We start from the raw sequence: 12618 nt of genomic DNA, 5'->3' as shown, positions 1-12618 counted from the left end.
CTGGTTATTTCCTCATGGAATAAATAACCAAATGCTGTCAATCTTTAATTACCAGCTGGCTTTTCTAACGCCAGGGATTTTACCTGCGAGTGCCAGGTCACGGAACATGTTCCTGCAAAGACCAAAGTGACGCATGTATCCTTTAGGACGACCGGTCAGCTGGCATCTGTTGTGCAGACGAACAGGAGAAGCATTTTTTGGAAGTTGGTCCAGTGCAGCGTAGTCACCGGCAGCTTTCAGAGCAGCACGCTTTTCAGCGAACTTTGCTACCATAGCTTCTCTTTTCCTTTGTCTGGCTTTTACGGATTCTTTTGCCATAATTAATTTATCGTTTCGATTTACTGATTATCTTTTTTCATACCCTTGAACGGCATACCCATTTCTTTCAGGAGCTCGTAAGCTTCTTCGTTGGTGTTTGCAGTTGTAACGAAAGTGATATCCATACCGGACATTTTCGTTACTTTATCGATATCGATTTCAGGGAAGATGATTTGTTCGGTGATACCCATAGTGTAGTTACCACGACCGTCAAAAGCTTTTTCGTTCACACCTTTGAAGTCACGTACACGTGGGAGGGATACAGCGATCAAACGATCCAGGAAGTCATACATATTGGTAGCGCGTAAAGTTACACGAGCACCGATAGGCATGTTCTTTCTCAGTTTGAAGTTGGAGATATCCTTCTTAGACATAGTAGCGATAGCTTTCTGACCAGCGATGCGGGTCATTTCGTCTACTGCGATGTCTACCAGTTTCTTATCACCTACTGCACCATTGATACCCTGGTTCAGGCAAATTTTTACCAGGCGAGGAACCTGCATTACACTTTTGTAGTTGAATTTCTTCATCAGTGCAGATTTAACTTCCTCGTGGTATTTGGTCTGCAGTCTCGGAGTATATTTTGTGTTTGACATTATTTAATTTCCTCCCCTGATTTTTTAGCGATACGAATTAATTTACCATTCTCTCTCTTCCTGTTAACTTTGGTTGGAGCACCAGTTTTGGCGTCCCACAGCATCACGTTGGAGATAGCAATAGGAGCTTCCTGCTTAACAATACCACCTTTGGTATTCTGAGCGGTAGGCTTTGTGTGCTTGGTAATAATGTTAACGCCTTCTACAAGAATGCGGGCTTTATCAGGCTGAACTTCCAGCACTTTACGCGCTTTGGTCCTGTCCTTGTCATCACCGGCAATTACCGCAACCAGGTCGCCCTTCTTAATGTTGAATTTAGGCTTAAATCTAGTTTTCATTACTTTGATTTATTTATAAACGCCAAGCGAAACAGTTGTTTCGCTTGATTAATGTTTTTTCTCGTTTTGCAAACGGGCTGCAAAGATAAGAAATATTTATGAATTTTGGGATTCAGGAAATTTATCTGAAAAATCCTGAATCCCTCAATCGATAATATCTTATAATACCTCAGGAGCGAGGGAGATAATTTTCATATAACCCTTGTCTCTCAGCTCACGTGCAACCGGACCGAAAATACGGGTACCGCGAGGTTCGTCTGAGTTATTCAGCAGTACTACTGCGTTATCATCGAAACGGATATAAGAACCGTCTTTACGACGTAATTTGTTCTTAGTTCTTACGATTACAGCTTTAGTAACCATACCTTTCTTAACACCACCGCCTGGCATTGCATCCTTCACGGTTACTACAATCTTATCGCCTACGCCAGCGTAGTCCTGACCGGAGTTACCTAACACACGGATGCAAAGTACTTCTTTGGCACCGCTGTTGTCAGCTACACTCAGTCTTGATTCTTGTTGTATCATCGAAATGAGATTTGATATTGTTTAGTCAGCGGCTGTAACCGGGATTGCCGGATACAGCTTGAAACAAATAAATAATTATTTTACTTTAGCGATTACTTCTACCAGTCTCCAGCACTTGTTCTTGCTCAAAGGACGAGTTTCCGCGATTTTCACGGTATCGCCAATGCTGCACTCGTTCTTATCGTCGTGTGCCATGAACTTGGTAGTTTTTTTCACGAATTTACCATAGATAGGGTGCTTTACCTTACGCTCCACCTTAACGGTGATGGTTTTATCCATTTTGTTGCTGGCAACCACACCAATCCTGGTTTTTCTTAATTTTCTTTCGGTCGTCATTGTTGAAAGTATTTAACCCTCCGTGAGGAGGTCATAAATTGTGTTATACTAATGCTATGTCAGCAGTCCCGGGGTTACCGGGACTGACGAATCAGAAGCCCAGTTGTCTTTTACGCAGTTCGGTGTTCATCCGAGCGATATCGCGTCTTACGGCGCGGATGCTCATTGGATTTTCGATTGGCGTAATTGCGTGACCAAAGGTCATTTTTTTCAAGCGGAGTTCTTCTGCAGAGATTTTCTCTTTCAGATCTTGTTCGCTCAGGCCTTTCAGTTCCAGCTTTTCTTTTGCCATTGTATTGAATTTGATTCGGTTAGCTGCCGGGGCAGGATTACCGGATTTTTAGTTATTGTGTACCTGTAATTAAGCTACGAAGTCGCGGCTGGTTACAAATTTTACTTTGATGGGCAGTTTCTGAGCTGCGAGTTCCATTGCTTCTTTTGCTACCTGTAAGGAAACACCATCAGCTTCAAATAAAATTCTACCTGGCTTCACTACTGCTGCCCAATGGTCAGGAGCACCTTTACCTTTACCCATCCTCACTTCCAAAGGCTTAGCAGTGATAGGTTTGTCAGGGAATATGCGGATCCACACGTTACCTTCACGTTTCATGTGTCTTGTGAGTGCCACACGAGCAGCTTCGATCTGCCTGTCGGTGATCCACTTAGGTTCTAATGCTTTAAGACCGAAAGTACCAAAGGAGAGGGTAGCGCCTCTTTTAGCGTTCCCTTTGATGCGGCCTTTGTGCATCTTCCTGTGTTTCGTTCTTTTTGGCTGTAACATCGTCTATGTTGTTAATGTTAATAGTAATTGTTAATGTCTGCTCTACCGCCAGATACTATCTGCGGCCGCCGCCACGGTGTTCTCCACCGCCTCTTCTTTCGCCACCACCGCGGTTATCTCTACGTTCACCGTGATGTTCTCTGCGTTCACCACCATGACCAGTGCCACGGTTATCGCCTTCTTTACCGGTTAAAACGTTCGGGTTAAGATCGCGTTTACCCAGTACTTCACCTTTACAGATCCATACTTTGATACCGATTTTACCATAAACCGTTAAAGCGAACAGGGAAGCGTAATCAATGTCCATACGGAAAGTATGTAAAGGCACGCGACCTTGTTTCATTTCTTCGGAGCRGGCAATTTCAGCACCACCTAAACGGCCACTGATTTTAACCTTGATACCTTCTGCACCCATTCTCAGAGCAGTAGCAATTGCCATTTTGATAGCACGTTTGTAGTTAATACGGCTTTCAATTTGTTTTGCAATTGTTTCAGCAACGATGTTAGCATCCATTTCGGGACGACGGATTTCGAGGATGTTGATCTGAACATCTTCTTTACCTGTCAGCTTCTTCAGTTCTTCCTTGATGCGATCAACTTCGTTACCGCCTTTACCAATGATGATACCAGGCTTAGAAGTATGAACAGTGATGATTAACTTACCTAAAGTTCTTTCGATCACAACTCTTGAAATACCGCCTTTGTTGATACGGGCATTCAGATAAGTTCTGATCTTGTTATCTTCGATCAGTTTAACAGCAAAGTCTTTTTTGCTGCCATACCAATTAGAGTCCCATCCTCTGATGATACCTAACCTGTTACCAATAGGATTTGTTTTCTGACCCATGTTCTGGTTATTTGTCTATTAGTTTAATAGTTTTGTTTCTATCTCGTTTCCGATGTGCACTAATTACTGTGCTTTACCGTCAACTACAATCGTTACGTGGTTACTTCTCTTGCGGATACGGTAACCCCTTCCCTGTGGAGCTGGACGCATTCTTTTCAGTGTGCGGCCACCATCAACAAAAACGGTTTTTACGATCAGGTTAGCATCTTCTACCCTTGCACCTTCGTTTTTAACTTTCCAGTTAGCGATAGCGGATACCAGCAGTTTTTCTAAAGGTACGCTCGGGTGTTTCGGATGGAATTTCAAAATATTCAAAGCCTTTTCTACATCCAGACCGCGGATTAAGTCTGCCAGCAAACGCATTTTGCGGGGAGATGTAGGATTATTATTCAGCTTAGCTACTGCTTCCATTGTAATTAATTTCTTTTATTATTAAGTGTCTGATGCCTGATGTTTGATGTTATCGGTTTGAAACTGAATACTTCAAACCTCAAACCTCAGACTATAATTTACATTTTCTTGTTAACGTGTCCTCTGAAGTTACGTGTAGGAGCAAATTCGCCCAGTTTATGACCAACCATGAATTCTGTTACATAAACAGGAATAAATTTGTTGCCATTGTGTACTGCGAACGTGTGACCAACGAAATCAGGTGTGATAGTAGAACGACGGCTCCAGGTCTTGATAACAGAACGCTTGGTACCGGTATTCATCTTCTCAACTTTTGTTTCTAATTTCAGGTCTACGTAAGGACCTTTTTTTATGGAACGAGCCATGTCTTACTGATTTATGATTTTTCAAACCCGAGATCCGGTACTGCTACCGGAGCCCGAATTCCGAAATATTATAATTTTTTACCGTTTTTTCTGCTAATGATCAGCTTATCAGAACTCTTATGCGGTTTTCTGGTTTTCAGACCTTTCGCATATTTACCAGTTCTTGATCTTGGATGGCCTCCGGAAGATTTACCTTCACCACCACCCATTGGGTGATCCACAGGGTTCATAGCCACACCACGGTTGCGGGGGCGGATACCTCTCCAACGGTTAGCACCTGCTTTACCGATGGATTGCAGAGCGTGGTCGGAGTTAGAAACAGTACCTACGGTTGCTTTACAAGTATTTAATACTTTGCGGAGCTCACCGGAAGGCATTTTCAGTACGGCATACTTTTCTTCCTTGTTGGATAACTGTGCATAAGCGCCGGCGCTTCTTGCGATCGCACCACCTTTACCAGGTTGCAGCTCAATGTTGTGTACAACAGTACCCAGTGGCATATTTTTCAATGGTAAAGCGTTACCTACTTCAGGAGCTACGTCAGCGCCGCTGATAACGGTACCGCCAACTTGTAAGCCCTGTGGAGCAATGATATAACGTTTTTCACCATCAGCATAGTTTACCAGTGCGATGAATGCGCTACGGTTAGGATCATATTCGATCGTTTTAACTGTAGCAGGTACATTCTCTTTATCACGTTTGAAATCAATTACACGGTATTGTTTCTTGTGACCACCACCTATGTAGCGCATGGACATTCTTCCTTGCGCATTTCTACCGCCGGTTCTTTTGATCGGTTCCAGCAGGCTTTTCTCAGGGGTATCCGATGTCAGCTCAGCGTAAGCGTTGCCTATTTTCCAGCGGGTACCGGCCGTCATTGGTTTGAACTTCTTCAGTGCCATTACTTCCTAAAAAGTTAAATGTTATTAAATATAAATCGTGATCTGTATATACATCCACATCCCGGCTGTTCAGGCCGGAACGGCACTACATGTTAGCATACAGATCTATAGTTTCACCAGTTGCAACGGTAATGATCGCCTTTTTGTAAGACGGTTTTTTACCTGCGATGAAACCGGCTTTAGTAAAGCGGAATTTAGCTTTACCTGGCATTACAGCAGTGTTTACATCTGCTACGGTTACACCGTAAAATTCTTCTACTGCTTTTTTGATCTCCAGTTTGTTGGCTTTTTTGTCAACGATGAAGTAGTAGCGGTTGAATTTTTCGGTTGCTTTATTAACCTTTTCGGATACCACCGGTTTGATTAAAACGTCAGAAAGTTTCATTTTCTTTATAGCATTTAGCTGTTGGCGTTGGCCGCGAGCTGTTATTTAATTGGTTTTTACATCCTAAGCTTCAGCTTCTGCAGGCTCTTCAGTGAAGATTTTAGCAGCGCTTTCTGTGAAAACGATGTAATTGCTGTTCATGATGTCGTAAGTGTTTACGTCGCTCAGTACAGTACCGTCTACAGTAGGGATGTTTCTCAAAGACAGATAAACATTGTCATTGTATTCAGGCGTGATGAACATAGTCTTTCTGCCTTCAACGTTGATGTTCAGGTTCTTCAGGAATCCAACGAATTGTTTTGTTTTAGGTGTTTCGAGCTGCAGATCTTCAACGATGATGATGCTGTTTTCTTTAGCTTTTACTGACAGGGCGGAGATCTTAGCGAGATCTTTCACTTTTCTGTTCAGTTTGAAACCCCAACCGTGCGGTTTTGGTCCAAAGATGGTACCACCACCTTTATACAATGGGTTACGGATGTTACCTTTACGGGCACCACCAGTACCTTTCTGTTTGTGCAGTTTGCGGGAAGCACCTTGTACTTCAGCTCTGGTTTTTACCTTGTGGGTACCCTGACGCTGAGCAGCGAGGTATTGTTTAACAGCCAGGTAAATTACGTGGTTGTTAGGCTCAACACCAAAGATCTCCTCTGGAAGTTCAATTGACCTTCCGGTTTTCTTACCTTCTATATTTAAAATATCGATTTGCATGTTACTTCTGGATTAAAACGATTGAACCAATGTGGCCGGGAACGGAACCACTTACCAGGATATAATTCTTTTCAGGGAATATTTTCACGATCTTCAGACCTTTCACTTTTATTCTTTCGTTACCTGTCTGGCCGGCCATACGCATACCCTTGAAAACGCGGGAAGGATAAGATGATCCACCAACAGAACCAGGAGCTCTGCTTCTATCGTGCTGACCGTGGGTAGCTTCACCCACACCGCTGAATCCGTGGCGTTTTACAACACCCTGGAAACCTTTACCTTTGGAAGTGCCTACAACGTCAATTGATTCACCTTCTGCGAAGATTTCGCATGTGATAGATTCACCGAGGGCTTTCTGTACGTCCGGGTTGCGGAGTTCTTTTACAAAACGTTTGGGAGAGGTGCTTGCTTTCGCGAAGTGATTGCTTTCTGCTTTTGTGGTGTGTTTTTCTTTCTTCTCACCGAAAGAAACCTGAATTGCATTGTAACCATCTGTTTCCAGGGTTTTTACCTGAGTTACAACGTTGGGACCCGCTTCGATAATGGTAACAGCAGTTTGCTTACCATTAGCTTCGAAGATGCTGGTCATACCAATCTTTTTGCCAATAATACCTTTCATTTTTTATATGATTTTACCCAGCGCCTGGGGGATTTCGTGCTATCCCCAGGATGGGCGGTTTAAATACATTTATTGGGCGGCCGCCCAGAAGGCGCGACCTATGTTTGCTTGTTAAAATTGTTACCTTGCTGAAAATCAGCGAGGTAACCATAAATCAATAAAAGGCCGGCCTTTCGCCCGCCTTGCTGTTGTCCTATGCTTTAATTTCAACTTCCACTCCGGAAGGCAGATCGAGCTTACTCAGCGCGTCTACAGTTCTGGAAGAAGACGTGTAAATATCCAGTAAACGTTTGTGTGTACACAGTTGGAACTGCTCGCGCGCTTTCTTATTAACGTGCGGAGAACGTAATACTGTAAATATTTTCTTCTCGGTAGGTAAAGGAATTGGACCTGTTACCACGGCACCCGTGTTACGCACGGTTTTAACGATCTTCTCAGCAGACTTGTCTACCAGGTTATGATCGTAGGACTTCAGCTTGATTCTTATTCTCTGAGACATATGCAATGAACTTCTTCTTGTTTTTTCCCAATACAATTTGGGAGGGCAAAGGTAACCCGTTTTTTCTATTTGGCAAATAAATCTCAGGAAAAAATAAAAGATCCCGGGCAAAAGGCTAGCTCCGGCGGCAGTTGGAAGGGGGTGAAAACAAAATTATCGGGCAATAAGGCTTCAGAAAACATTCATTGTGTGTGTGTTAAGCCTTAAGGTAACTTCACATGCTCGTTTTGACAAATATAGGAAAACAAATTTCAAAACCAAAAAAAGCAAATTTCTTTATTTTTTTTCCGGGAGATAGGTAAAACCGGTTTAACCAGGGCAAAATCAACGGCAGGACCACGGTTACTACACAATATCGGCAGGAAGATTTTACGGGCGTTCCCATAACGGTAATAGCATAGCCGGCAGAAAGGAGGATGCGGAAGGACTGCCAACTTTCTTCAGATCCCTGACTTTTATTGGAAACCCAAAGAGATCGAATGACATCTTCCGGCTCAGGCGGCATAATGCGGCCCCATATCCAACACAAAGGGCTGTTCCTGCTTACCTGGAACAGCCCTTTGCTGAATAATTAAAGTGGTTTGAGTACATCTATGGTCGGGCGACCATCCGATTAAAGCGGTAAACCACCGCCTAAACCACCCAATAATGATTGAATTAATCCTAAAATTAATGCCAGCAGTTGATTTAGTAAATCCATGGGAAAAGGTTTTTATAAGATATTGCCTACTCTATTGTCTGGTTTTCGGCATTCCCCAGTTGTTATTCAGCTAACAGAACTAAAATTAAAAGCTATCATTCAATATGCAGCCGTTCATCTTGTTCATTCCAACAGCAGTCACCCTTCCTGTTCATTCAGCTATCACAGCCAATTTCCGGGGAATCTGCGGGTAAAAAAGAGGCTGTTCGTTGTGAACAGCCTCAGATAATGTTTGTAAGGAAATAGCATAACTAAATACGAAATGATCCCTTACAGGAAATCTGCTTACAGACCGCCCAGCAGAGATTTCAGCAGGCCAAGAATTAACGCCAGCAATTGATTCACTAAATCCATGGGAAAAGGTTTTTATAAGATATTGCCTACTCTATTGTCTGGTTTTCGGCATTCCCAGTTGTTATTCAGTTAACAGGACTAAAATTAAAAGCTATCATTCAATATGCAGTCGTTCATTTTGTTCATTCCAACAGCACTTAATCATGCTGTTCATTCAGCCACCACAGCCGTTCAACTAGGAACGTACATACAAAAAAAAGGCTGTCCAGGGTCTGAACAGCCAAAAGGATGATGAGTGTAAGGGAAATAGCATAACTTAAGTACGAAATGAATCCCTTACTAAAGGAAATCTTCTTACAGACCTCCCAGCAGAGATTTCAGCAATGCGATGATAGTCGCCAGCAATTGAGTCAGTAAATCCATAAGATAGTTTTTACTACGGGTGATACCTACTCTCTTGATTTGGTTTTCGGCAATCCCAGGACACCTACTCTTTTAAGTGCCTGTCGAAATTAAAATCTATTCACTAAAGTCCGTTCGTTCATTTTGTTCAGTTCGGAATCCTAATTTTGAATTGTTCAATCCCATTCCAGTGAGGGTTTCTTTAAATCAAAGAGAGCTTCAGTGGAGTACCGAAGCTCTCTTTGTTAAAATAGATTGTAAAATACGCTAATGCTTTTGACGAGTGGTTTCGTGGGCTACCAACAACAGCACCCTATCAGGTTTACATCAATGGCCACGGAAAGTATTATAAAATACCTGCCGAACCTCTACAATGGATCGTCTGAAAGTTACCGCAGAGGTAGCCGCTTGTGCTACTGCACAATCAAATACCTCCAAGGGCAGATACCAGCAATGCCAGTAACCCTGTCAGGAATGTGTTTAATGCATCGAGGATCATAAGGCGATGATTTTTGGATGATGTTTTTTTAGCCTACTCTCTTATATGGTTTTCGGCAATCCCATTAGGAAATATCCTTGTGTAACAATGCAGAAAACTACAGTGCTCCTGCTACGGTGTGCAAAAACTTAAGCACAGCCTGAAGAATAGTGTTCAACATACCGGAGTATTTATGGACGTAACGCTTACTCTATCCTGGGTTTTCAGCAATCCCCTGTCTGCATCTCTGCAAACAAGCTACTAAAATAACCAGTTCCTGCAGAAAAGCCTCCGTTCAATTAGTTCATTCCGGGTTTGTGTATTCATTTTATTCAGCGGCTGCTCACCCCGGTTAGGACCACTAATAGAAATGGTTACGGCTGCAAAAAATGCAGCCGTAACCATTGGTGAGTTGATATGTAAATTTATTTACCTCTTTCTTCTTTATAGATCGCCTTTGCTTTGGCAGATGGCAGATAGATCTGGAAACCTATGCCCAGGCTGAGCCTGTTGGCGGTAGTTGAATTACCTCCACCTACAGTAAGATCATATTTAAACAATCCTTCCAAACCAATGTTGGGAGTAATAAAATAGGAGATACCGGGGCCTATACCCACGTTAAAACCATTGGTAGAAGCACCACTCGCCGGATTCTGGCCAGCAAAACCAGCATTTGCTTCCAGGAAGAAACGGGTTCTTTTGGAGAACTCCAGTTTTCTAACATTTTTATCTTCCACAAAATAACGTGCAAAAGCGCCTACACCGTAGTTGGTATTGGAAGCCCTGGTGTCAGTCGTTTTATTCTTTGTGGTATTTGCACCAAAGGCAACATAACCGCCAATAGCCAGACCGTCCTTGATAAACCAACCAACTTTTGGAGTAAGATTGAAATTAAAAGCAGTGCTTTCCTTTTGAAAAACAACATTAAGATTGGTAAGATCCGCACCAACCATAATATTCCCTTTCTGAATTTGAGCGTTAGCAGCGGAACCAAACAATACAGCTGAAAGTGCAAGGGTTAAGAGACGAATTCTTTTCATAGTCTGATTTTTAGTTTTAACAATTTAACATGTTGAATGAATAAGAAATTTCCAGGCAAATGCTTCCATTTGCAACTGAGCTGTCGATAGCAGCCACCAAAAAAATAAAAGGCAGGGGGGATAATGGGGACGTAGTCTTGATCTTCGTTAAACAAACATCACACGACAATAGATTCTTGTCTATTACAAAACTACTGAAAATGAATATAATAAGAGTCTAATCTTATAAAAAAATATTAAAAAAATTCATACCGCACAGTTCGAAAATTCCCTCAACATGAATACTTATCCTTATTCATTATTACTACAACATTTATAAGTTAAATGTTGTTGCATAAAAAACAGGTTCTTTCACATCCGGGCAATCCGGTTGTGAACGTTATCAGCTGCAAAACACTACTAGCGGGATTTTAACAGATCTGCATGCGTACAAAAAGTTCCCTGTTTTTGTAAAAAACTTAGGAATCCGTCCATTTTATGTTGCATCTTTTCACCGGAAATACGCCTGATATAAGCCGGCAATGTATAAGCATTGATATCTATCAATTCCCAGGGATGGAAATAAAAAGAGAGATAATTATCTTTCTTCAATACTCTTCTGCTGAAATACCGGGTTATCCACAGGGGCATATTTTTAACACTCAGCCAGAATATTGGATATCTTATAAGGGGAGATACGGAAGATGGGATGATCCAGGTGTCCTTTTCTTTAAAAACAGTTCTTGGCAGATGCCAGTTATTGTATCTGCCGGGAAGCCAAGTAGGGTTCACAGAGGCGTCATACAGGTAGCCGGCCGCCTTTAGGGCATCCATATTCACTTTCCGCAGACGGGGCATTCTAAAGCCTTGTATATGTTGTCCGCTGATCTCCTGCAAGGCCAATCTGGAGCCTTCCAGATCAGCCTCTGAGAATGAGCTGTGATAATATGCGTGAGAGGCTATTTCATGCTTTGCCGCCATCTGCCTGATTAATTCCGGGTAATGCTGGGCCCAGTAGGCGGTCACGAAAAAGGTAGCGCGTACATTATATTTATCAAATAGTGCCAGTGTAGCCTGCAATCCGCTTCTGGAAACTTCCAGCTTCTCCTGTAATGATACCTGTTGACCGAATTCTTCGGGGATATCAAATTCTTCCACATCTACACTGATCAGTATCCTGTTCGTTTGTTCCATAAAAAACTAAGCGGCTTTAGAGCCGATGATGATCTTGCAATAATTCACCATCTCCTTCATCAACAGTTTGAAGCGGAAAGATGAGAACTGTATGCCGGGACGGCAAGATACTGCGACTGCACCAATTTTAACATGTGGGCGGCGGCCTGCATGATATAGAAATTCGCTATCATACAAAAAGCCATCTATACGGGTTTTCAATAATATGTTTCTGCCGTATGCATTAAAGCCTTTGAGGCCAGCCTGGGCATCTTCCACCTTAAGGTCCAGCACTATTCTGTTTAAAAACCGGCTGATGCGGGTAATTGTACGGCGCTTGCGGGGTAATGCACGAAGATAAGCAGCCCCTCTCTCCCCTGCCACCACATCCAGTCCTTGTTGCAGACGGTCATAGGCTTCTTTCACGGCATATATGCCAAAGGGGAAATCCAGGTCTGTATACACCTGGTAAGCATGTTGAGAACGTTTTACACCCTCTCTTACTGCATATCCTTTACCACGGTTGCGGGTATAGCTAACGATGATAATATCAGGAATGGCAGCTTCGAGCCAGGCTATATGTTGTGCAGTGAAATTCCGCTCAGAACCATCATTCACAAGAATCAACTGAACAGGCACTTTTCCCATGATCGTTGTTACCTCGTGATAGTGCCTGATAAGTGATTCCACCCAAGGGCCCGAGGGGTTCCAACAGGGCAGAATCAAGTCAAGGCCGGGGGTGAGTGTTACCATTTCTCCCGATGTCGAAATCACAGTTGTAGGAGGTGCTTGCAATAACTCTATTGACATAATTTCAAGGCTATCTGTAAAAAATATAGGTTGAATGGATGAGATTCAATACAATGACGTCAAAAGAAGGGCCTCCCCCTATCATGTGGCATAAAAAATAAAAAAGGTC

The 12618-nt window shown here is 42.7% G+C and carries 18 protein-coding genes; all 18 read right to left on the bottom strand.

Annotated elements, in window-relative coordinates; all coding sequences use genetic code 11:
* Positions 1-48: 48 nt before the first annotated feature.
* Complete coding sequence (gene rpsN / locus AC1DCV_RS01260) at positions 49-318, bottom strand: 30S ribosomal protein S14 (protein WP_079470762.1); 270 nt, start codon at positions 316-318, stop codon at positions 49-51.
* A 20-nt stretch (positions 319-338) separates the two neighbouring features.
* The gene (gene rplE, locus AC1DCV_RS01255) at positions 339-914 is read right to left on the bottom strand and encodes a 50S ribosomal protein L5 (RefSeq protein ID WP_133808651.1); all 576 of its coding nucleotides are present in this window, start codon (positions 912-914) and stop codon (positions 339-341) included.
* The gene (rplX, locus tag AC1DCV_RS01250; RefSeq protein ID WP_133808650.1) at positions 914-1252 is read right to left on the bottom strand and encodes a 50S ribosomal protein L24; all 339 of its coding nucleotides are present in this window, start codon (positions 1250-1252) and stop codon (positions 914-916) included. Before rplX ends, rplE begins: the two co-directional genes overlap by 1 nt.
* 159 nt (positions 1253-1411) lie before the next feature.
* On the bottom strand, positions 1412-1780 hold the full coding sequence (rplN, locus tag AC1DCV_RS01245) for a 50S ribosomal protein L14 (protein ID WP_079470765.1): 369 nt from the start codon (positions 1778-1780) through the stop codon (positions 1412-1414).
* 75 nt (positions 1781-1855) lie between these two features.
* Complete coding sequence (gene rpsQ, locus AC1DCV_RS01240; protein WP_079470766.1) at positions 1856-2116, bottom strand: 30S ribosomal protein S17; 261 nt, start codon at positions 2114-2116, stop codon at positions 1856-1858.
* Positions 2117-2207: 91 nt separating this feature from the next.
* A complete protein-coding gene (gene rpmC / locus AC1DCV_RS01235) occupies positions 2208-2408 on the bottom strand; it encodes a 50S ribosomal protein L29 (protein WP_079470767.1) in 201 nt (66 codons plus the stop codon).
* A gap of 69 nt (positions 2409-2477) precedes the next feature.
* A complete protein-coding gene (gene rplP / locus AC1DCV_RS01230; RefSeq protein ID WP_106527847.1) occupies positions 2478-2897 on the bottom strand; it encodes a 50S ribosomal protein L16 in 420 nt (139 codons plus the stop codon).
* Positions 2898-2952: 55 nt separating this feature from the next.
* Positions 2953-3744 (bottom strand): 30S ribosomal protein S3, encoded by a 792-nt coding sequence (gene rpsC / locus AC1DCV_RS01225; protein WP_477021496.1) that lies wholly within the window; start codon positions 3742-3744, stop codon positions 2953-2955.
* Positions 3745-3807: 63 nt separating this feature from the next.
* Complete coding sequence (rplV, locus tag AC1DCV_RS01220; protein WP_106527845.1) at positions 3808-4155, bottom strand: 50S ribosomal protein L22; 348 nt, start codon at positions 4153-4155, stop codon at positions 3808-3810.
* A 98-nt stretch (positions 4156-4253) separates the two neighbouring features.
* A complete protein-coding gene (gene rpsS / locus AC1DCV_RS01215; RefSeq protein WP_079470771.1) occupies positions 4254-4520 on the bottom strand; it encodes a 30S ribosomal protein S19 in 267 nt (88 codons plus the stop codon).
* A 68-nt stretch (positions 4521-4588) separates the two neighbouring features.
* Entirely contained in the window at positions 4589-5422 is an 834-nt protein-coding gene (gene rplB / locus AC1DCV_RS01210; protein WP_133808649.1) for a 50S ribosomal protein L2, read from the bottom strand.
* A gap of 85 nt (positions 5423-5507) precedes the next feature.
* Entirely contained in the window at positions 5508-5807 is a 300-nt protein-coding gene (gene rplW / locus AC1DCV_RS01205) for a 50S ribosomal protein L23 (RefSeq protein ID WP_133808648.1), read from the bottom strand.
* A gap of 63 nt (positions 5808-5870) precedes the next feature.
* On the bottom strand, positions 5871-6515 hold the full coding sequence (rplD, locus tag AC1DCV_RS01200) for a 50S ribosomal protein L4 (protein ID WP_133808647.1): 645 nt from the start codon (positions 6513-6515) through the stop codon (positions 5871-5873).
* Between the two features lies 1 nt (position 6516).
* Positions 6517-7134, bottom strand: coding sequence for a 50S ribosomal protein L3 (rplC, locus tag AC1DCV_RS01195; RefSeq protein ID WP_133808646.1), 618 nt, complete (start codon positions 7132-7134; stop codon positions 6517-6519).
* 193 nt (positions 7135-7327) lie between these two features.
* A complete protein-coding gene (gene rpsJ, locus AC1DCV_RS01190) occupies positions 7328-7633 on the bottom strand; it encodes a 30S ribosomal protein S10 (RefSeq protein WP_012789286.1) in 306 nt (101 codons plus the stop codon).
* A 2299-nt stretch (positions 7634-9932) separates the two neighbouring features.
* A complete protein-coding gene (locus AC1DCV_RS01185; RefSeq protein ID WP_477021495.1) occupies positions 9933-10547 on the bottom strand; it encodes an outer membrane beta-barrel protein in 615 nt (204 codons plus the stop codon).
* A 399-nt stretch (positions 10548-10946) separates the two neighbouring features.
* A complete protein-coding gene (locus AC1DCV_RS01180; protein ID WP_477021494.1) occupies positions 10947-11720 on the bottom strand; it encodes a polysaccharide deacetylase family protein in 774 nt (257 codons plus the stop codon).
* Between the two features lie 6 nt (positions 11721-11726).
* Positions 11727-12509, bottom strand: a complete 783-nt coding sequence (locus AC1DCV_RS01175; protein WP_477021493.1) for a glycosyltransferase — start codon at positions 12507-12509, stop codon at positions 11727-11729.
* Positions 12510-12618 lie beyond the last annotated feature (109 nt).

The sequence above is a fragment of the Chitinophaga sp. 10T418 genome (genome assembly GCF_056394125.1).
The sequence above is the reverse complement of the archived record's forward strand: the minus strand, read 5'-3'. Positions and strand labels throughout refer to the sequence as shown.